Source organism: Nitrosomonas sp., from assembly GCA_016703745.1.
In the GTDB taxonomy this organism is placed as follows: Bacteria; Pseudomonadota; Gammaproteobacteria; order Burkholderiales; family Nitrosomonadaceae; genus Nitrosomonas.
This window is the reverse complement of record JADJBK010000006.1, coordinates 2,068,595-2,090,462: the sequence shown is the minus strand read 5'-3', so window position 1 is coordinate 2,090,462 and position 21,868 is coordinate 2,068,595. Positions and strand designations below refer to the sequence as shown.

General features: G+C 49.6%; 18 protein-coding genes. 4 read left to right on the top strand and 14 right to left on the bottom strand.

The window, feature by feature from the left end:
* Positions 1-53 precede the first annotated feature (53 nt).
* The 6 genes from IPG31_11000 to prsT all read right to left on the bottom strand — a co-directional run bounded on the left by IPG31_11000 (position 54) and on the right by prsT (position 7,944).
* Positions 54-1,034 carry an IS5 family transposase gene (locus IPG31_11000; GenBank protein MBK6618853.1) on the bottom strand — a complete coding sequence of 327 codons (981 nt, stop codon included), beginning with the start codon at positions 1,032-1,034 and terminating at the stop codon, positions 54-56.
* A 72-nt stretch (positions 1,035-1,106) separates the two neighbouring features.
* Positions 1,107-1,754, bottom strand: a complete 648-nt coding sequence (locus IPG31_10995) for an AbgT family transporter (GenBank protein MBK6618852.1) — start codon at positions 1,752-1,754, stop codon at positions 1,107-1,109.
* A complete protein-coding gene (locus IPG31_10990) occupies positions 1,751-1,987 on the bottom strand; it encodes a hypothetical protein (protein MBK6618851.1) in 237 nt (78 codons plus the stop codon). Before IPG31_10990 ends, IPG31_10995 begins: the two co-directional genes overlap by 4 nt.
* A gap of 52 nt (positions 1,988-2,039) precedes the next feature.
* On the bottom strand, positions 2,040-3,014 hold the full coding sequence (locus IPG31_10985) for an MBL fold metallo-hydrolase (protein ID MBK6618850.1): 975 nt from the start codon (positions 3,012-3,014) through the stop codon (positions 2,040-2,042).
* Positions 3,015-3,020: 6 nt separating this feature from the next.
* The gene (gene acs / locus IPG31_10980; GenBank protein MBK6618849.1) at positions 3,021-4,991 is read right to left on the bottom strand and encodes an acetate--CoA ligase; all 1,971 of its coding nucleotides are present in this window, start codon (positions 4,989-4,991) and stop codon (positions 3,021-3,023) included.
* Between the two features lie 166 nt (positions 4,992-5,157).
* Positions 5,158-7,944, bottom strand: a complete 2,787-nt coding sequence (gene prsT / locus IPG31_10975; GenBank protein ID MBK6618848.1) for a PEP-CTERM system TPR-repeat protein PrsT — start codon at positions 7,942-7,944, stop codon at positions 5,158-5,160.
* A gap of 303 nt (positions 7,945-8,247) precedes the next feature.
* Between prsT and IPG31_10970 the strand changes: the two genes are divergently transcribed.
* A complete protein-coding gene (locus IPG31_10970; GenBank protein ID MBK6618847.1) occupies positions 8,248-9,528 on the top strand; it encodes a nucleotide sugar dehydrogenase in 1,281 nt (426 codons plus the stop codon).
* Positions 9,529-9,664: 136 nt separating this feature from the next.
* Positions 9,665-10,696 (top strand): Vi polysaccharide biosynthesis UDP-N-acetylglucosaminuronic acid C-4 epimerase TviC, encoded by a 1,032-nt coding sequence (gene tviC / locus IPG31_10965; protein ID MBK6618846.1) that lies wholly within the window; start codon positions 9,665-9,667, stop codon positions 10,694-10,696.
* A gap of 35 nt (positions 10,697-10,731) precedes the next feature.
* On the opposite strand, the gene IPG31_10960 is transcribed toward tviC, so the two are convergent.
* From IPG31_10960 to IPG31_10925, 8 genes are read right to left on the bottom strand one after another with little or no spacing between them, the layout of a single operon-like run.
* On the bottom strand, positions 10,732-11,292 hold the full coding sequence (locus tag IPG31_10960; GenBank protein ID MBK6618845.1) for a NifU family protein: 561 nt from the start codon (positions 11,290-11,292) through the stop codon (positions 10,732-10,734).
* Positions 11,293-11,302: 10 nt separating this feature from the next.
* Positions 11,303-11,794 carry an SUF system NifU family Fe-S cluster assembly protein gene (locus tag IPG31_10955; protein ID MBK6618844.1) on the bottom strand — a complete coding sequence of 164 codons (492 nt, stop codon included), beginning with the start codon at positions 11,792-11,794 and terminating at the stop codon, positions 11,303-11,305.
* Complete coding sequence (locus tag IPG31_10950; GenBank protein ID MBK6618843.1) at positions 11,791-13,056, bottom strand: cysteine desulfurase; 1,266 nt, start codon at positions 13,054-13,056, stop codon at positions 11,791-11,793. Before IPG31_10950 ends, IPG31_10955 begins: the two co-directional genes overlap by 4 nt.
* 3 nt (positions 13,057-13,059) lie before the next feature.
* Positions 13,060-14,373, bottom strand: coding sequence for a Fe-S cluster assembly protein SufD (gene sufD, locus IPG31_10945; GenBank protein MBK6618842.1), 1,314 nt, complete (start codon positions 14,371-14,373; stop codon positions 13,060-13,062).
* Positions 14,370-15,164, bottom strand: coding sequence for a Fe-S cluster assembly ATPase SufC (gene sufC, locus IPG31_10940; GenBank protein MBK6618841.1), 795 nt, complete (start codon positions 15,162-15,164; stop codon positions 14,370-14,372). The genes sufD and sufC overlap by 4 nt, the downstream gene beginning before the upstream one ends.
* Positions 15,161-16,597 (bottom strand): Fe-S cluster assembly protein SufB, encoded by a 1,437-nt coding sequence (gene sufB / locus IPG31_10935; protein MBK6618840.1) that lies wholly within the window; start codon positions 16,595-16,597, stop codon positions 15,161-15,163. Before sufB ends, sufC begins: the two co-directional genes overlap by 4 nt.
* Before the next feature lie 11 nt (positions 16,598-16,608).
* Positions 16,609-16,950 (bottom strand): iron-sulfur cluster assembly accessory protein, encoded by a 342-nt coding sequence (locus IPG31_10930; protein MBK6618839.1) that lies wholly within the window; start codon positions 16,948-16,950, stop codon positions 16,609-16,611.
* A gap of 20 nt (positions 16,951-16,970) precedes the next feature.
* Positions 16,971-17,438 carry an Rrf2 family transcriptional regulator gene (locus tag IPG31_10925; GenBank protein ID MBK6618838.1) on the bottom strand — a complete coding sequence of 156 codons (468 nt, stop codon included), beginning with the start codon at positions 17,436-17,438 and terminating at the stop codon, positions 16,971-16,973.
* A 222-nt stretch (positions 17,439-17,660) separates the two neighbouring features.
* Between IPG31_10925 and IPG31_10920 the strand changes: the two genes are divergently transcribed.
* A complete protein-coding gene (locus IPG31_10920; protein MBK6618837.1) occupies positions 17,661-18,758 on the top strand; it encodes an efflux RND transporter periplasmic adaptor subunit in 1,098 nt (365 codons plus the stop codon).
* Between the two features lie 22 nt (positions 18,759-18,780).
* Positions 18,781-21,861: a multidrug efflux RND transporter permease subunit gene (locus IPG31_10915; GenBank protein MBK6618836.1), complete on the top strand. Its 3,081-nt coding sequence runs from the start codon at positions 18,781-18,783 to the stop codon at positions 21,859-21,861.
* Positions 21,862-21,868 lie beyond the last annotated feature (7 nt).

Sequence of the window (21,868 nt, the reverse complement as noted above, 5' to 3'; positions counted from 1 at the left end):
TTTATGAAAACAGCCGTTCCTCTCTGGAAACAAGCTCATTTACTGGCTTGTTTTCAAATTTCAGACGCAACAAGACATCGACGTTCATAAGCATCACCACGGATGACGTTGGCAATGGCTGTCAGGAAGGTCAAACGGGCCGCATTTTTGGCCAGGCCGCGATAGCGATTTTTAGCATACCCAAAGCGGATTTTGATATCCCGAAACACGTGTTCGACTTTGGCGCGGCGTTTCGCCAGCTCACGGGCGGCACCGCGCAGTAGTTGAGCCGCCCCGGAATCGTCTTTCGTGAGCCTGGCCAGTTTGCCCGGACGCATCGCGATCACGCAGGCTGGAGGGCTTTCCGCCGGCATCTCCGGGCGTTTATCCAGCCCCTGATATCCGGCATCGCCATGAACAAACTGTTCCTCGCCATGCAGCAGGGCGGCGGCTTCGGCAACGTCGCTGACATGCCCCGAGGTTACTTTGAGCGTATGCACCAACCCGGTTTCATGATCGACGCCGATATGAAACTTGCTGCCGAAAAACCATTGATTGCCCTTTTTGCTGGAATGCATTTCTGGATCACGCGACCGGCTCTTATTTTTGGTTGAAGTCGGCGCGGCAATCAGGCTGGCATCGACGATGGTGCCGGCTTTCAAGAACAACCCACGCTCACCCAGCGTTTGGTTGATGACCTGGAAGATCTGATCCATTAACCCGTGTTTTTCCAGTAAATGCCGAAATTGCAAAATGGTGCTTTCATCCGGCACGGCTTCCAGACGAATGCCGCAAAAACGGCGCAGTGATTCAATCTCATACAGCGCATCTTCCATGCCCGGATCGGAATAGTTGTAGATAATTTGCGCAACATGCGCGCGCAGCATCAATTCCAAGGCAAATGGTTTGCGGCCACGCCCATTGCCTGGCGCATAGTGTGGTTCAATAACATCAATCATAGCCTGCCAAGGCAATAATCCATCAAGTTGATCGAGAAACTTCTCGCGGCGCGTGACTTTGCCCTTATTGGCGTATTCGGCATCAGCAAAACTCATCTGTTGGTAAGGTTTCATGAATAGCTTCTCGAAAAAGTTTGATGCAGAATTATATTACTTGCGGGGAATTAATCAGAGGTTCCTTAGCACCAGAGTGGATGTGATCATAAACCACCAGTTGGCAGTTACTGGAACCTGGTAATCTGGCACGAGAATGGTTGCAGCACTCTGGGTAAACCCCGCCAGCAGCGGATCGATTGCAGTGATGAACAGATTTGCGCTAAACCCGGCTGAGACCCCGGCGAAAGCGACTGCAATGCCAACCAGCGGTGATCTGCCCGCTGCCAGATAAAGTGCTGCTGCAATGGGGGGTAATACGACATAACCGGCATCTACGGCAAGTGATGACATAATGCCCAGAAACAGGGTAACAGGCGTTAGCATTGCCTGGGGCGTGCGTGCGATGACCAGTCTCAGAATCGTTGACAACAGCCCGGTACGCTCCGCCATGCCGATACCCAGCATTCCGACCAGTACGATTGCCAGTGGCGGAAATTTAATGAAATTGTCCACTAGGTGGCTTAACAGCCACCATGCACCATCGCGGGAAATGAGATTGCGGGCGGACAGATTTACCCCACTTGCTGGATGAATCACACTCCAATTCAGGGTAAACGCCAGCCAGGACAGTGCCATAACGCAGCAAAGCCCAAGAAAAAACAGGCTTGCGGGATGGGGCAGGCGGTTACCGGCGCGTTCGATCAGGCTAAGAATGTTCATGGAGTGTCAATGTAAGTGGCTTCACGTCTAAAATATTGACCGATGAATCGATTTAATCCATCGACTGTGGCGAGTGTGCTGTCCTCGTGGGGAAGACCCTGGGCTGCCAGGGCTGAATGAACTACCTTGTCCGGAAAACAGATCAAGCTGGACTGAAAGATGAACAGCAGCAACGAGAGTACCAGCCAACCCGCAGTCAAACTGATTATTATCAGCCGGATTATCCACTGCATTCGGTATTACCCCGTTGAATTGTCTGCCGAACGAATTAAAATAGCCGCTTGCTTATGATGCCTTCGCGGCGGCATGATCCAGCCAGATTGCCAGCCCTTGCGCGTTCAGTTCGATATCAGTTTTCAGCAAAGATGTGATTGCGGCGGTTGACAGCGTACAGCCATGCACAGTCAGCTTCTGCAACAGTAACGCATTTAACGCCTCGACCATGCTGGCGTGCCGTTCTGGGTGGGTTGATGCCTTGCGGGCAATTTCGACGAAAGCATCGATTAACTCGTGCATCTGCACGGCATGATGTTCCAGATGCCGGATCCGGCCAAAGTGTGTGAGAAACGCCTGACGGGGCTGCAGTGCCATCAGTCGGTCAACCGAGGCATGCGCCGCCTGTGGATCGAATTGTACCGGCGAGGTTGTGGGGAAAACGAACTCCAGTCCATCGACATCCAATTCACGGTAAGACACCCCAAAGGTATCGCCGCTAAAAATAGATTCGCTGCACGCATCATGAATGCAGTAATGATGCCGCGCATGTCCGGGCGTATCGAGCAACAGCAGTGGTCGGCCACCAAGTTCAATGATTGTTCCGTCCGGCGCCTCAATGACACGTTCAGCAGCAATGGGTTCGATTTCACCATACATCCGCCGGAATGCTGCTTCGCCATAAACCGCCATTACGCCCGCAACCAGCTTTACCGGGTTGATCATGTGCGCGGCGCCACGTGGATGCACCACCAGTTGCGCATTCGGTAGCTGGTGCATGAATTCGCTCGCACCACCGGCATGGTCAAGATGAATATGCGTCAGAAAGACATAGGCAACCTGTTCGGGCGCAATATTTTTCTGTGCGAGCACCGCCATCACGCCTGGAACTGAAAAGCGCGTACCGGTATCGATCAGTGCCGCCACGCCATTTTCGACCAACAGATGAATCGCGGCCCGCCCTGGACGATGATATTGGGCATCGATCACGCTGATGCCTGTTGCGTAATCAGTGATGGCAGGAATAGCCTGAAAATCGGTTGGCATCATTTTTTAGCGTGTTGATTGACTGAGTTGTTCGAGTATGGCTGGATTTTCCAGCGTGGATGTGTCCTGAGTAATGCTCTCCCCTCTGGCCAAAGCACGCAGCAACCGCCGCATAATTTTTCCGGAGCGGGTTTTTGGCAGATTGTCACCGAAACGAATTTCATCGGGACGGGCAATCGGGCCAATTTCCCTGGCAACCCAGTCACGCAGCGTGGCTGTAATCTCGACAGCTTGCTCTCCCTGAGGCCGACTGCCCTTCAGCACCACGAATGCGACGATTGCTTCCCCCTTGATTTCATGGGGTTTGCCGACAACGGCGGCTTCCGCGACCAGTGAATTGGCAACCAGCGCTGATTCGATCTCCATCGTGCCCAATCTGTGACCGGAAACATTCAGCACATCATCAGTACGCCCCATAATCCAGAAATAGCCATCATTATCGCGTTGCGCGGAATCCCCTGCGAGGTAGTAGCGGCCACCAGCAATATCCTGCGGGAAATAAGTCTGCCTGAAGCGATCCGGATCATTCCACAAGGTGCGCAATTGCGAGGGGAAAGGGCGTTTGATCACCAGAAAACCGCCTTGCCCAGGCGGAACAGCATGCCCCGCCTCATCGACCACGGCAGCATCGATGCCGGGTAACGGAAAGGTGCAGGAACCCGGTTTGAGCGCAATCGCCCCCGGTGTTGGCGCAATCATGTGACTGCCCGTCTCGGTTTGCCACCAGGTATCGACAATCGGACAGCGCGACTGACCCACTACTGTGTAATACCACATCCATGCCTCCGGGTTGATCGGCTCTCCCACCGAACCCAGCAACCGCAGGGATGACAAATCATACTGCGCAGGTAAATCCGCCCCCAGCTTGATCAGCGAGCGAATGGCAGTGGGTGCGGTGTAAAAGATTGAAACGCGATGATTCTGGATGATTTTCCAGAAGCGCCCCGCATCGGGGTAGGTGGGCACGCCCTCGAAGATGACCTGTGTCCCGCCCATCGCCAGCGGGCCATAAGCAACATAGGTATGACCGGTAATCCAGCCGACATCCGCTGTGCACCAGAATACATCGTCTGGCTTGAAATCAAAAATCCATTGCATGCTGACCATCGCGCCCAGCAGATAACCCGCCGAGGCGTGCTGCACGCCTTTGGGCTTGCCGGTCGAACCCGAGGTATACAGGGTAAACAAGGGATGTTCGGCGCTGACCCACACGGGGTCGCATTCGGCAGATTGATTCTCCGTCAGCTCGTGCCACCAGTGGTCGCGAGACGCATTCCATGCAATCGTGGCGCTGGTGTGGCGATAAACGACGACGGCATGTACACAATCAGCGCCACCCATCGCCAGCGCCTCATCAACCGTTGCTTTCAGTGCATGCTGCTTGCCACCACGTGTTTGCTCGTCTGCTGTGATAATGACGCAGGCACCTGCGTCAATCGTGCGCTCATGCACACTTTTTGCCGAAAAACCACCGAAAACCACTGAATGAATCGCACCAATGCGCGCACATGCCTGCATGGCCACCACCGCCTCGATACGCATCGGCATGTAAATCAGCACGCGGTCACCGGTTTTGACGCCAAGGGATTTCAGGCCATTGGCAAACCGGCAGACCTGTGCATGTAATTCCCGGTAACTGCAACGCGCAACTACCCCCTCATCAGATTCGAAGATGATCGCGGTTTTGTTCCCATTCGTGGCAAGATGTCGATCCAGACAATTCCACGATACATTGAGTTGGCCATCGTCGAACCATTTGTAGAATGGCGCGTCAGTTTCATCCAATACGCGCGTGAATGGAGTATGCCAATCGATATGATGCCGTGCCAGTCTTGCCCAGAACGCCGAATAATCCTGCTGTGCTTCATTACATAACGCCTGATAAGCCTCTAAACCAGAAACATTAGCGTGTTGGACAAACTCGTCACCGGGTGGGAACACACGTTTTTCATGCAGAATGGATTCGATTGTAGCCATGCGACTCCTCATTGAACGAACAGGAATGATGAGTGATTGTATCATTCGCCGTCATTCCAGCATGATCCAAACAGGAAATGAGAAAGAGGCGTTTAACAGTCTGGAAAGCTCGGAATGAGTTCCCAGACTGCCGGTAAAGCGGGCTACGGTTTCGTGGGTTTATAAATCAGAGTGTATCCAGCAATTTGCGCGCTTCTTCCCGTTGTGGGAAAGGCTGTTCGTTTGCCAGCAGATGTTCCAGTTCCTTGCGCGCTTTGGATTGGTCGCCGGCCCGACTGAGGCCGACTGCATAGTGATAGCGGATTTCTGCAGCTTCCGGCAATATCGAAACGGCTTTTTCCAGTAGCGTGACGCCGCGCTGAGCTTGTCCCTGCTCGATTAGAATCCAGCCAAGGGTGTCCATGATTGCTGGCGCACCAGGTGCCTGCTGATGGGCTTTTTCAGCAAATTCCAGGGCTGCCGGATTTTTCTGTTGCTGATAAATCCAGGCCAGATTGTTTAATGTGGCGGCATGTTCGGGATGCTGTGCCAAAATGGCCTGATATTGCTTGATTGCCGGGTCATATTGCTTTTTGGCAAGATGAATACCCGCCAGATAGGTGCGGGTGATCGCATCTGTCGGGTGTTTCTTGAGCCAATCATTGATACGTTTTTCAGCCTGTTTTTCATTTTTACTGCGCGTCAGCGCTTCATGCAGTTTGATCATTAACTGACTACTTTCTTGATTTGTCAATGCCTTGTCATAAGCCTTGGCTGCAGCGGCGGCATCTTTCTGGCTCAACAAATCTCCTTCCAGCTCGAATCCAACTGCCAGCTTATTCTGTTGTTGCTGAATTCCCCGTGTGATTTTGAGCGCCTGATCTTCGTGGCCAGCCTGGGCGGCGAGGCGTGCCTGAGCAATTTTGGCTTCGACCAGATCGGGTTGGATTGTCAGGGCTTTTTTAAGTGCCGCTTCAGCCGCCTTGTTATCCTGCATGGCAACATACAGTTGTGCCAGTTGTAGTTGAGCAGGCGCGGAATCTGGCATACGTGCAGCAAGTTTCTGGAAATTGTCGAGCGCGGCTTCCTTGTCATTATTGCCAAGGGATGCGCGTGCCAGTAACTCTATAACGCTGAGATTTTCACCATGGGCGATCTGCAGTTTTTTGGCGAGTGCCAGCGATTTCTTGGGTTGATCAACACGCAGATAGTGCAGTCCCAGTTGCAACGCAGCCGCCAGGTTATCCGGATTGGCTTCACTTGCCTGTTCCATCCAGCGGGTTGCCACGTCATTGTCGCCTTGTGCAAGGGCAATTCCAGCCAGCGTTTGCATGGCCTGTAAGTGTTTTTTGTCTTTTTGCAAGACGGCGGTCAGGCGCGCGCGCGCCGCACTGGGATTGTTTTCCTGCATATCGAGTCTGGTCAGATTAACGATAGCAGGAAAATAATCGGCCTGTAACGTGACTGCCTGGTTAAAACTGGCGCGTGCCTTGGCCAGATTTTGTTGACCCAGATAAATGCCGCCCTGTAAATTGTGAAACAAGGGGTTGTTAGGTTGGTTGGCCTGGAGTGCAGCAACAGCCTCCAGCGCTTTATCGTATTCTTTACGTTGTAAATGGGTCATAGCCAGCATGACTCCGGCCCGGCCAGACTCGCTATCCAGCTGGGTGGCCATTTCCAGGTCGGCTATCGCACTTTTACTGTCTCCTTGCGCCAGCTTGCTCATGGCCATGGCAGTATGCAGTTCGGCATTATTCGGAATTAAGGCATCGGCTTTTTCAAAATATTCGGTTGCCTTGGTGAAATCACCGGCTCGCATGTAGGCTTCGCCGGCCAGGGCGAGCAATTGTGGATCCTGTTGTGCGGCATTGAGTGCGGGAGTCAGTGTGACTACCGCCTGTTTGGCTTGATTGTTTTTAAGCTGAATCGACGCCATCAATTTGATGGCGTACAGGTTGTTAGGGATGGACTTGAGGTAGGTTTCTACTTGCTGGTGTGCCTGGGCATACGATCCAAGTGCGAATTGTGTCGCGCCCATTAACAGGACGCTCGGCATGTGCCCCGGGGCCGCGCTGAGAATTTGTTGCAGCATTTCCCGGGCAGCTTCATGTTTGTTCTGGCTGAAATCCAGTAGTGCTTGTGCGTAGCTGACAGCCAGGCTTCCAGGTGAGAGCTTGAGCGCGGTTTTTAAATCTGCCTGGGCGGTTTCAAATTTTTTGTCGCCAATCAAAATAGTTGCGCGATTAATATAGGCCGCTACGGCATCTGGTTGCAACGAGATGACTTTTTCATAGAGCGTCAGTGCTTCGGCAGTCCTGCCCTGTGCCCGTAACAGGTCACCCTTGAATAGGGCAGCATCACTATTTTGCGGATTGCGTGTTACGGCATCATCAGTAAAGTTCATGGCAGCTTCGAGATTATTCTGAGTAAGCGAATATCGGGCCATGCCGATCAGGGCGTCTACCTGGCCAGAATTATCTTTCAGCACCTGTTCGAACATTTCTTTGGCTTCCTGAAATTTTCCCAGTGCCAGTAACGCATTGCCACGTAGTACCAGCAGATCTACCTGGTTTTCCAGATTGTCCAGCTTATCAGTTTCATCAAGCAGCTTCTGGAATTGCCCGGTTCCTAGCCAGGTTTGCCCTAATTCAGGTAACACCTTGGTGGCGTCCATTCCAAGACGTAGCGCTTGACTTAATTCTTTCTCGGCTGCTTGAATATTACCTTCCTTGTTATGGAGGGCGCCAAGTAGAAAGCGTATTTCCGCATCGTCGGGGCTAAGCTGTAACGCATTTTTTAGCTGAATAATCGCTGCCTTATCATCTCCTTTTTGCTGGTGCTGCTTTGCTTCGGCGACCAATGCCTGTGCATCCTTTGACTGGCCGCATGCCGAAAGAATAAGAACTGCAATTAGTATTAGCGCTGAAGTCGTTCCAAGTTTTGCCTGCATACTGGTTTTGTCTGGCTGATTCATTTTTACCTCGCTTGGTGAATATAATGACAGGGGACGTCTCTTTGGCAGAATACATCAGACCAACAGATTCATCGGGAATATTACTTCGTCATCGACGATGGAATGTGTCAGTTATATCACAGTTTTCAGGAGGGGCGTTTCTGGTAATTAACGGTTATTTCACGCTTTGATGTTAAACTTAAACCCGAAATAATCGGTTATTTTGTTTTCTGAATGCGCTGTTTTTTATCTCAAGGATTCCAGGCAGCCGTACCAGCAGAAATCATTTCATCCCTAAAATTTTGACAGACAAGGAACACGCTTATGCAGATAGTCGCCGTGGTAGGACTGGGATATGTTGGATTACCCCTTGCTATCGAATTTGGTAAAAAAATCAATACGATTGGTTTTGATATCACTCAACATAAAATCGACAGTTATCGATGTCAGTCTGATCCTACCGGTGAAGTATCATCCGTTGAGTTTGCGGCGGCAAAACAGTTGACATTTACTGCTGATCCGGCAGAACTGGCACACGCAGATTTTATTATCATTGCCGTACCAACACCGGTAGATCTTGCGCACCAGCCCGATTTTACCGCATTGAAACGTGCCAGCGAGACGGTTGGTAAACACATGAAAAAGGGTGCAACTGTTATTTATGAGTCCACAGTTTATCCAGGTGCTACTGAAGAGGTCTGCATTCCGGTACTCGAAAAATTTTCTGGAATGCGCTGGAAGACAGATTTCAATGTTGGCTATTCGCCGGAGCGGATTAATCCTGGTGACAAACAGCATACATTGACTACGATCACCAAGGTGGTTTCTGGCGACTCCGTGGAATCGATGGAACGGATCGCAAGGCTTTATGAAAGTGTGGTTTCTGCGGGCGTTCACCGTGCTTCCAGTATTAAGGTTGCCGAAGCTGCCAAGGTGATCGAAAATACTCAACGTGACCTCAATATTGCGTTGATGAATGAGCTTGCCATTATTTTTGACAAATTGGGTATTGATACGCTGGAAACTCTGAAGGCAGCAGGAACTAAATGGAACTTCCTGCCCTTCAGGCCAGGTCTGGTAGGAGGGCACTGTATCGGCGTGGATCCCTATTACTTGACGCATAAAGCGGAAATGGTCGGTTACATGCCGCAGGTTATTCTTGCCGGTCGGCGTATCAATGATTCCATGGCTAAATATGTTGCGGAGCAAACTGTTAAACAGATCATTAAAGCGGGTTTCAACGTCAAAGGTGCGCAAGTCAATGTGCTTGGCTTGACGTTCAAGGAAAATTGCCCGGATCTAAGAAATTCAAAAATTGCTGATGTCATTCGTGAACTACAGGACTATGGCGTGGATGTGCATGTGCATGACCCGATCGCGGAGCGCGATGAAGCGAGTCATGAATATGGCGTTACGCTCAAGTCATGGGAAGATTTGCCAAGAGCCCATGCGCTGATTGTTGCGGTGGCGCATCAGGAATTTATCAGCAAACCACAACTGGAATTACAGACCAAGCTGGTTGAGCACGGCTGCTTCATCGATGTCAAATCGCAGTTTGATACAGACACCCTTGCGCAGGCCGGGTATCACGTTTGGCGGCTTTAATTAAAGGCTATTTCTGTAAATCTGATTTTGTCACGATATATTGTTGTTTGCAAAGAATATTTCATTGTAGTTTGTTTGTGTCTGAACTTGCAAAGTCTATCCTGAGTAGTTTTTTTAATATATTTCAGAAAAATTCATGACAAATCATTATCAACAGACGCAACAACATCTTCTGGAAAACCGCTATCACTGGCTGGTGACGGGGGTTGCTGGTTTTATCGGTTCCAATATCCTGGAAGCATTGCTTAAATTGAATCAACGAGTAACCGGGCTGGATAATTTTGCAACCGGTTATCAGCATAATCTGGATCAGGTAAAAGCTGCAGTAACTGCGGATGCCTGGTCAAACTTCGATTTTATCAGGGGAGATATTCGCGATTTGGTATCTTGCCAGCAGGCTTGCAAGAATGTGGATTTCGTTTTACATCAGGCTGCGCTTGGGTCGGTTCCGCGATCAATAGAAGATCCCATTCTGACAAATGAGAACAATATCTCTGGATTTGTCAACATGCTGGTGGCTGCGCGCGATGCTAAAGTCAGACGCTTTGTCTATGCTGCGTCCAGCTCTACTTACGGTGATCATCCGGATTTGCCCAAAGTGGAATCAGTCATTGGACGCCCTCTTTCGCCTTACGCTGTTACCAAATATGTAAATGAATTGTATGCGGATGTATTTTTTCGTTGTTATGACACCCAATCGATCGGGTTGCGTTATTTCAATATTTTTGGCCCACGACAAGACCCGGAAGGTGCCTACGCGGCAGTCATTCCACAATGGATTGCTGCACTGATCAAGAACCAGTCACTTTATATTAATGGAGATGGCGAAACCAGTCGCGATTTCTGTTATGTGGAGAATGCGGTGCAAGCCAATATGTTGGCTGCGTTAGCAACGAATGATAACGCGATCAACCAGGTTTATAATATTGCTGTCAACGCTCGTTCCAGTCTTAATCAGCTTTACGCCATGATGCAGACTCTGCTGGTCGATCAGTTTCCACACTTGCGGGATCATCAGCCGGTTTATCGTGATTACCGCGTTGGCGATGTCAGGCACTCGCAAGCGGATATCAGTAAAGCCGCTCAATTATTGGGTTATGTCCCGACACATCAGGTTGATCAGGGGCTCAGGCAAGCAATGGAATGGTACATACAGCATTTATCTTGAGGGTATTTTTGGTTAACTCGTGCGACATGATGCGTTTATGCAGCCACTACTCTTAAATCCGGTTCGATAGTTCTCAGCAGTTGTTCTATTCCTCTCAGTGTGCCGCTGATTGAGCTCGGACAAGTCCCGCAGGCACCTTGATAGTGAATGCGCAAAATATTCTCCTCAAGCCCCAGTATATGAAGATCACCACCATCACTCTGTAAAAATGGCCTGACTTCTTCATCCAATAAGATATTAATCTTCTGCAGTCGTTGTTGATCTGTCTCACTGAGATTGGAGAGTGTTTCGTTTGCCGCTGCTACTGCAACTGCTGATTCTGCAGTCGCTGCTGGCGCTGCCCGGATTGGATCAGCAACAGCACGTGCCAAATCCTGCCAGTTCGCCTCGCCATCCTGGGTAATGGTAATCCAGCGGTCTACATAGAACACATTGGTAATATGATCAATTTCGAATAATGCATTTGCAAGGGGGTCGCCCTCAGCCTGCTCGGCATTTTCATAAGAACGAACGATTCCCCAAGTGAGGGGTTCTTTCAGGATGAATTTCAGTGCGTTGGGATTGGGTGTTCCCTCAATTTCGGCAATTTTTGGCATAGGTTACTCACTAACTGGTAGCAAATTGTACTGAGTTGCTGGTTTCTTTTTTTGTTTTTTCTTCTGTTGAGACGCTGACAACGGAATTCATCGCAGCATGCAGTGTATGCCATGGCAAAGTTGCGCACTTGACCCGGGTCGGTAATTCGCGTACACCAGCCAATACTTTCAGTCGCCCAAGATGTTCCAGACTTTCCGCGTCTGCGCCACTTACAAGCATTTTACGAAATTCCTGAACAAGGGTTTCTGCTTCCTGGCAAGATTTCCCCTTAACGGTTGCGGCCATCATCGAGCAAGATGCTTTACAGATCGCACATGACTCTCCGTGGAAGGCAATTTGATCAATTATTTCATTCTGGATTTTCAAGTCAACATGGATCTTGTCGCCACACAGGGGATTATGGCCCAAGGCATGATGAGTGGGATGTTCAAGCGAACCGTAGTGTCGTGGTTTCCGGTTGTGATCCAGAATAACTTCCTGGTAAATAGATTGTAGACTCATAGTGCGAAGACCTTTTGTACGGATCGAATTCCTGCAGCCAGAGTATCGATCTCATTTTTAGTATTGTAAAAAGAAAATGAAGCCCGGGAAGTGGCCGGGATATTAAAACGTTGCATAATCGGCTGTGCGCAATGATGTCCCGTTCTGACCGCTACACCCTCCTCATTTAACAACGTGCCAACATCGTGTGGGTGAATGCCATCAATCGTGAATGATATCACCGCCACTTTCTGTGAGTTATCACCAATAATGCAAACACCGGGAATGGAGTTGATTGCCTCAGTTGCATAAACCAGTAACTCGTGCTCAAAGGCAGCTATCTTACTAATGCCCACCTCATTGAGGTAGTCGATTGCGGCGCCAAACCCAATTGCCGCCATGATGGGTGGTGTACCCGCTTCAAATTTATAGGGCAGTTCGTTATAAATAGTTTGTTCGAAGGAGACCGAAGCAATCATGTCGCCCCCCCCTTTGAAAGGTTGCATCGATTCCAGCAGGTGTGCCTTACCGTAGAGTACGCCAATACCAGTTGGGCCACACATCTTATGTGCCGAGAATGTATAAAAGTCACAATCCAGCGCCTGCACGTCAATCTGCATATGCGGCGCGGCCTGTGCGCCATCGATCAAAACGGGCACCCCATGCTTATGGGCAATGGCAATCATTTCTTTGGCCGGGTTGATAGTGCCTAGTGCATTGGAGACATGCGACAGCGCGACAAAACGAGTATTGGCATTGAATAGTCGCTGATACTCATCCAGCAACAATTCTCCTGCATCATTGATCGGCACTACCCGAATATGTGCACCTTTCTCTTCCGCCAGCATCTGCCAGGGAACGATGTTTGAATGATGTTCAAGTGTTGTCAAAATGATCTCATCATTCTGATTAATAAACTTACGCCCGTAACCATGCATCACCAGATTAATGCCTTCCGTTGTTCCGCTGGTAAAAATTACTTCGCGTGCTTCCCTGGCGCCGATGAAGTGCTGTAATTTATGTCGTGCGGCTTCATACTCATGCGTAGCAAGTTCGGACAGGTGATGCACTGCACGATGAATATTGGCATGTTGAGTAGTTTGATAACGAACCAGGCAATCGATCACAGGTTGTGGCATCTGGCTGGAGGCGGCATTATCCAGGTAGACGAGCGGTTTTCCTGCTACCTTGGTGGAGAGAATCGGAAAATCCGCACGCAGTTGCGCTAACTCTGTTCCCGAGTGCCGCATGGCAGGTGTCAGTAATGCATCAACAATTTTCATGATTTAATGGATTTGTGTTTTGGTGAGAATTAAATCCGCAAGCTGCTGCTTAACAGAGTCTACGGGAATAAATTCAATTACCTCTGCACCAAAGGCGTAAGTCAGTAAATTACGCGCGCTGGTCAGATCCAGCCCTCTGCTTTGCAGATAAAACAGCGCATCCTGATCCAGCTGACCTACCGTGGCGCCATGCGAGCATTTTACGTCATCAGCAAAAATTTCAAGCTGTGGCTTGGTATCCACACTTGCTTTGCTTGACAACAATAAATTGCGGTTCATCTGTCTGGCATTGGTCTGCTGCGCATCTGCGTGCACGATAATTTTTCCGCTGAACACTGCGCGAGCATGGTCATCTGCAATGCATTTGTGAAGTTGTCGACTGGTGGCTTGGGGTTTGATGTGATCGATCCATGTATGCGTATCGGCTAACTGCTGACCTGAAATTAACGTCAATCCATCCACACCGCATTGCGCATGTTGGTCAGCAAGAGAAATGCGCTGATCAAAGCGCGAAATTTGTGCGCCCAAGGCAATGCTGACTGACTGATAACTGGCGGCATGCGCTACCTGTACGCTGGTATGGGCGACATGAAAAGCCTTATGGCCTTCCCGTTGCAGGCGTATATGTTCGACGTTGGCAGAATCAGCAAGTTGCACTTCGACGACCGCATTGGTTGTATAAGCACAATCTGTCAATGCCAGATACTCTTCAACCAAGGTAATACGGGAACCAGTACCCGCGATCAGCAGGCAGCGAGGGCAGGTTGTCACCCCCTGCTGGGTGGCTACAAATAAAACGTGGATCGGTGCACTGACCGTAATATCTTCCGAAATAATAATACCCGCGCCTTCTTGCATAAAAGCAGTATTGAGTGCCACAAAAGCATTGTCACGATACTCGGCGAACCGCCCCAGATGCTGAGTTACGGCTGAAGCGTTCTCTGCCGTCAGTTTGGATAGACTGTCGATCATCACGCCGTGCTGAGCAGTAATACTTGATAATCCGGGCGTGTACTGACCATCCACGAATACCACCCGAATAACCGATTCATCAACAAAATATTGTGAAAGATCGTTCGTAGTCAATTCCGTCACAGCGGAGGGCTGCTTGAAAGCTACGTGTTTCAGCGGGGTGATGTCAGTAAAGCGCCATTCCTCATCCCGTGTTGATGGGAATTTAAGAGTGGCGATGTGATCAAGTGCGCTTGTACGCAGTTGATCCAGATAGCTGGCTGAATGACCGGGGGTCGTTATTTTTCCGGAATTCCAGGACGCGATCCATTGCTGAAAGGAATCATCCTTGATGAGTGGGTTCATGACCGCGCTCCATGCGTTTGGGTTTTATCGCTACTTACCCAGTCGTAACCACGCGCTTCAAGTTCAAGCGCGAGCTCTTTGCCACTCGTTTTGATAATCCGCCCAGCTTCCATTACATGCACGTAATCAGGTTCGATGTAGTCGAGCAAGCGTTGATAATGGGTCACCAAAATCATGGCATTATCCTGATTGGCAAGTTGATTAACGCCCTTTGCCACAATTCTGAGGGCATCAATATCGAGACCAGAATCCGTTTCATCGAGCACAGCAAGCATAGGCTCCAGCAGGGCCATTTGCAGAATCTCATTACGTTTTTTCTCGCCGCCAGAGAATCCTTCATTGACACTGCGATCAAGAAAACTTGGACTCATGTCGAGCAGTTTCATTTTTTCTCGAACAAAGTCATCAAACTCAAGTGGATCCAATTCTTCTTTACCACGTTGTCCCTGCACGGTATTGTAAGCCAGGCGTAAAAACTGATCATTAGCCACTCCTGGAATTTCAACCGGATACTGAAAAGCCAGAAACAGCCCAGCACGAGATCTTTCCTCTGGTGCGAGACTCGTGATATCCACCCCATTAAACAGAATTTCGCCACGCGTCATTCTGTAGGCGGGATGTCCAGCCAGAACTTTGGCAAAAGTACTTTTGCCGGAACCATTCAGCCCCATGATGGCATGAATTTCGCCCTGCTTGACGGTAAGGTTCAGTCCTTTGAGGATTTCGGTATCTTCAATATTGGCATGTAAGTCATGAACTTCCAGCAAGACATTGCTATCAGCGCGAATCATCCTACGCTCCCTTCCAGCTTGAAGCTGAGAAGTTTGGTCGCCTCCACAGCGAACTCCATGGGTAACTGCTGAAAAACTTCTTTACAGAATCCATTAATAATCATTGATACGGCTTCCTCGGCATCGATACCGCGTTGTGCAAAATAAAATAATTGATCCTCACCAATCTTGGAGGTAGATGCTTCATGTTCGACGTGCGCACTATTGTTTTTTACCTGTATGTAGGGAAAGGTGTGTGCGCCACATTGATTACCAATCAACATGGAATCACATTGAGAATAATTGCGCGCATTTGTTGCGGTAGGCGCCATTCTGACCAGGCCGCGATAGCTGCTATTGGAGTGGCCAGCTGCAATCCCCTTGCTGACAATAGTGCTGCGGGTATTGGCGCCGATATGCACCATTTTGGTGCCGGTATCTGCTTGTTGATAATTGTTGGTTACCGCAACCGAATAAAATTCTCCTACTGAGTTTTCTCCACGCAAGATGCAAGACGGATATTTCCAGGTGATCGCCGAACCAGTTTCGACTTGTGTCCACGATATGCGGGAATTACGTCCTTTTGCCAGACCACGTTTGGTCACAAAGTTGTAGATACCTCCTATTCCATTTTCGTCGCCAGCGTACCAATTTTGTACGGTTGAGTATTTGATATCAGCGTCATCCAGGGCGACCAGTTCGACTACAGCGGCATGCAGCTGATTGGTGTCAAAGCGTGGCGCGGTGCAGCCTTCCAGATAGGAAACAGACGCACCTTCTTCCGCAATGATCAGGGTGCGTTCGAACTGTCCGGATTCTTCGGTATTGATACGAAAATAGGTGGATAAATCCATCGGACACTTCACGCCCCTGGGAATGAAACAGAACGAGCCATCCGTAAAGACCGCCGAATTAAGAGCCGCATAAAAGTTATCGCCTGGTGGAACAACAGTGCCTAGATACTGTTTGATTAACTCCGGATGATTGTGTACCGCTTCCGAAATTGAGCAAAAAATGATACCTACTTCTGCCAGTTTTTCCTTGTAGGTGGTGGCGACCGATACGCTATCAAAAATGACATCCACAGCTACGCCAGCCAGTGCGGCACGCTCATGCATCGGCACCCCCAATTTCTCAAAGGTGCGGAGTAATTCTGGATCAACCTCATCCATGCTGGCCAGTTTCTGCTTTGGTTTGGGTGCAGAATAATAGCTGATTGCCTGAAAATCGATTTCCGGGTGATTGACATTCTGCCAGGTGGGGGCTGTCATGTTCAGCCATTTGCGGTAAGCCTCCAACCGGAAATCAAGCAGCCACTCAGGTTCATTTTTTTTGGAAGAGATTAATCGAATAGTGTCTTCGCTTAATCCTTTAGGTGCGACATCGGATTCGATTTTTGTGACGAAGCCGTGTTTGTATGGTTGATTAACCAAATGTTGTAGCGCAACACTCATTTTTATATTTCCTAAATTTTTTCCTGCTTTTTAAGACTGAAACTTTCTCCGCAGCCGCATGTGCTATCAATATTCGGGTTGCGAAACTTAAATGTGCTGTTCAAACCCTCCTGAACAAAATCAATTTCGGCGCCTTCAAAAATAGATAAATCAGCCCGATTGACGACGATTTTGGCATCGTTCGATTCGAACAATTCATCTGTTTCCAGAATTTCATCTGCGAAGTCAAATAGATAAGAAAATCCAGAGCATCCTGATTTTTTAACCCCGAGCCGTAAAGCAAGCCCTTTATCACGCTTGATCAGCTGTCGCCGGATTTGATCAGCTGCGCGTTCAGTTAGTGTAATGGTCATAAGCCCTCGTTACTCTATTTTTAGAAGGCGGCTTCCCGCATATCGTAAAGTTTGACAACAGCCTGTTCACGCTGTAATTCACGCTGACTTTGCTCATCTACCAGTCGTTTCAATGTGACGTGGCTAAGATAGTCGAATATGATTTCATTAAGTTTTACCCATAAATCGTGCGTCATACATTTACTGTCGCCAAGGCAATTTTCCTTGCCGCCGCATTGGGTGCTATCGATGGGCTCGTCGACCGCCAGAATGATGTCGGCCACGGATACCTCATCCAGTCCTTTTGCCAGGCAATAACCGCCACCCGGCCCGCGCACGCTGTCTACCAATCTCCGCTGGCGCAATTTAGAAAATAACTGCTCCAGATAAGATAATGAGATTTTTTGCCGCTCACTGATGTCTGCCAGGGAGACGGGGCCACTGCCGTGTCGTATCGCAATATCCAGAAGCGCGGTTACCGCAAATCTTCCTTTTGTTGTCAGTCGCATTGTAATTCCTTAGTACAATAGAACAGTTGAAAATATACCCGATGATTTTTGTCAACTATATAATACCAGACAAATTTAGTCAACTATATTTGCTGTAAATGTTGGCTATAAATCATGACACTCACTTACCGGATAATTATGAAATTAATCATAAGATTCATAAATATAAAACAGCGATGTATCACATGCACTTATAGTTTTTTGTTGGTTGATTTTCTGCTTATGTCGATCTTGTTGTTGGGCGGCTGCTCTGGTACGTATTCTGATGAGAATCAAACTGCCGCAGAACAGGATCTCCTTGTGGTAACGGTCATGAAAGTCTTGTCAGTTAATGCCCCCAGAATCTTTGAGACTATCGGTCAGATAGAAGGTGCAAAAGAAGTGGAGGTGCGACCACGGGTAGGGGGGATTCTGCTTAAGCATCTGTATGAAGAAGGCGTGGATGTTGAAATCAATCAGCCACTTTTTCTAATTGATCCGGTTCCATATGAGATCGCACTGCAGCGTGCCCGGGCGCAGTTCGCCGAACAGCAGGCTATGGTGACTGACGCCGAGCGTGAAGTTCAGCGGATGAAGCGTCTGCTTGCTGAGAAATTTGTCAGTCAGCGTATGTTCGACTCAGCTGCAACTACGCTTGCCATTAATACAGCCACATTAAAAAATGCACTGGAAGTCGTCAAACAGGCGCAGCTTAATCTGTCTTATACCCGGGTGACTGCTCCAGTCTCAGGTGTATCTGGTCGTGCTCGACTTTCCGAAGGCTCGCTGGTGGAGGCGCAAAATAGTCTTTTGACAAGCATTCAGCAGATTGCACCAATCTGGGCGCGCTTTAGCCTGTCCGATCATGAGCTGCTCAGGCTTGGTGGTCAGTTGACTGAGCAAACAGTCACTTCCGTCAGATTGATTTTGCCAGATGGCAGCACTTATCCGCTTCCCGGTAAAATCAATTTTGCCGCGAGCAGCATTGACCCCACGCTGGGAACACAACAATTACGCGCGGAGTTTGCCAATCCAGATAGAAGACTTCTGCCTGGCCAGTTTGTACGTGTGCATATCCAGAGCGGAGAATACCAAGATGTTTTTCTCGTCCCACAGCCTGCCGTACTGGCCGGAGATACCGGTAAACACGTTTATTTGGTTAACGAACGCAATGAAGTCATTATGCAACCGGTACAGGCGGGTGATTGGGCAGACAAGGACTGGATTATCCTTGATGGTCTCAAGAATGGTGATCGTGTGATTATCGATAATCTGATTAAATTACGCTCTGGAATGACGGTGGTGCCACAATTGGCCGACCATGCAGCAACAGCTGGCTAGCCAAATTAATCGACAATCAATCATGACCCGTTTCTTCATTACCCGCCCAATTTTTGCTTCCGTGCTGTCAATCTTGATTGTGCTCGCGGGCTTGGCTGCTGCCTTGCAGTTACCGATTGCGCAATATCCGCAGATTACTCCACCAACCGTAATTATTACCACCACTTTTCCGGGGGCCAATGCCGAAACTCTGGCGAAGACTGTTGCTGCACCCATTGAACAGGAATTGAGCGGAATTGAAGGCTTGCTTTACTTTGAATCAAGTGCGGACTCGAGTGGTTCCCTGACTATAACGGTTACCTTTGAAATTGGCACAGATCTTGATCAAGCAACATTTAATGTAAGTAACCGCATGAACATCGCTCTGGCGCGACTGCCTGAGCAGGTGCGACGGACCGGTGTGGTGGTCAGTAAACGTTCCAACGACATCTTGCTGGTTCTCATGCTGACATCCACTAATGCAAGCCATACGCCACTTTTTTTAAGCAACTACGCCACTATTTATTTGCTGGATGAATTGCGGCGAACGCCAGGTGTGGGTGAAGCAAGGATTTTTGGTGCACAGGACTATTCCATGCGTATCTGGAGTAAACCGGACCGTATGGCGCAACTGGGAGTGACCACGAGCGATATTGTTGCCGCTATCCAGGCGCAGAATTCACAGTACGCAGTTGGCAAAATCGGTCAGGAACCTGCCTTGCCAGGTCAGCAACTGGTTTACACCGTTACTGCCAAGGGGAGACTGCTGGAACCGGAAGAATTTGGCAACATTATCATCCGTGCAGAGGGACCAGCGGGGACGCTTAGGCTTAAGGATGTTGCCCGTATTGAGCTGGGACCGCAAGACTACAATATTCAGACCTTTCTGAATGGTGTACCCGGTGTCGGAATTCCTATCTTTCTGCGCCCCGGCGCGAATGCGCTGGAAACTGCGAAAGCGATCAAAGCTAAGATCGAGCAGCTGAAGAAACGCTTTCCACCCGGCATTAGCTACAGCATTCCTTATGATACCAGCGACTTCGTTAAGCAATCGATCTGGGAGGTATTCAAAACCCTGGGTGAAGCGATGTTCCTGGTTATTGCCGTGGTTTATCTCTTTCTGCAAAGCTGGCGTGCGGCACTGATACCCATCATCGCCGTACCCATTTCACTGATCGGCACATTCGCCGGCTTGTGGTTACTGGGATTTTCCATCAATACCATGACCTTGTTCGCGATGGTGCTTTCCATCGGCATTGTTGTTGATGATGCCATTGTGGTACTGGAAAACGTTGAACGGCTGATCTCTCAGGAAAGAATGTCGCCACCTGAAGCGGCAATCAAAGCGATGCAACAGGTTTCCGGTGCGGTGGTTGCTATGACGCTGGTACTGGTTGCGGTTTTCCTGCCCGTTGCTTTCATTGGCGGAATTGCCGGCGAGCTATATCGGCAGTTTGCGGTTACTGTTGCTGTAGCCGGGGTGTTATCCGGCGTGGTCGCGCTGACCTTATCTCCGGCGCTGTGTGCAATCCTGCTGAAAAATACGCACAATCAGAGCCGTTTTTTTCAGCGATTCAATCGTGGTTTTGATTCAATCCGGAATGTTTATGTCAGTCTGGTCAACGGTAGTTTGCATCACGCTTTCCAAAGCACGCTGATTTTTGCCCTGTTTGTTGGCATCGTATTTTATCTGATCCAGATCATTCCCAAAAGCTTCGTGCCACCGGAAGACCAGGGCTACGTCATTACCGAAATCATCTTGCCGGATAGCGCGACACTGTCACGCACCATCGATACGACCGAAGCGGTGCGCGCGCAAATGGCACAGGATCCGGTGGTTGCTCATCAGTTTGCCGTCAATGGTTTTGATCTGATTGGTGGCGGGAATAAAGCCAATGTTGCTACCATGTTTGTCAGATTGACGGAATGGTCAGAGCGCAGTAAGGCTGCCGATGCTGTTGTTCAGCAGTTGTTCGAAATCGGCGGGCAGCGTAGCGACAGTATCGTCATCGCTTTTAACCCCCCTGCAATTCGCGGCCTTGGCAGTACCGGTGGGTTTGAGGCCTATGTGCAAACGCTGACCGAATCCAGCCCGCTGGTTATGTCTGAAGTTCTCAATGGGTTCATGGACAGACTGGTGAGCGATCCACTGTTGGCCTCAGCCAACACCTTTTTTCGTCCCAATGTCACTCAGCTCTTTGTGGAAGTTGATGAGGCCAAAGCTATTTCACAAGGAATCGCCATCGAAGACGTTTATGCCACGCTGCAAAGTACGATGGGATCGTTCTACATCAATGATTTCAACCGGTCGGGTAGAACCTACCGCGTGCAGCTGCAGGCAGACATGCCTTACCGGATGAAGCCTGAAGATCTCGGCAAGGCCTATGTGCGCAATGCCAGCGGCAACATGGTGCCTCTCTCTACAATTAGTCAGGTGCACCATATCGTTGGTGCGGAGCAGCTGGAGCGGTTTAACGGATTACTGTCAGTTAAAATACTGGGGGAGGGTGTGGCAGGATCCAGTTCAGGGAAGATCATCGAACGCGTCGAGCAACTCGCAGCCGAATATCTGCCAGATGGATACCAGCTCGCGTGGACCGGCAAGGCGTTTCAGGAAAAGCAAACGGGTGCGGCGGCCATGGTTGCCTTCAGTCTTGCTATCATCATGGTTTTTCTGATCCTTGCTGCCCAGTATGAAACCTGGGCACTTCCGCTTGCGGTCATTATGGCGGTACCGTTCGCTGTTGCTGGCGCCTTGTTCGCGGTATTGCTTCGCGACATGCCCAATGATATCTACTTTCAGATCGGCCTGGTAACCCTCATCGGTCTTGCTGCTAAGAATGCCATTTTGCTGGTGGAGTTTGCCAAACAGAGAATGCTGGCGGGCGAATCTGCATTTGATGCTGCGATCCAGTCTGCCCAACTGCGTTTCCGCCCCATCGTGATGACTTCGATGGCCTTTATTCTCGGTGTCGTGCCACTTGTCATCGCCACGGGTGCCGGCTCCGCTGCACGGCAATCCATGGGGACAGGCGTATTCGGCGGCATGATCATGGCCGCCTTTGTTGCCCCCATCTTTGTGCCATTATTTTTTTCGTGGCTGGTTAATCTGCATCGCCGATAACTTCTGG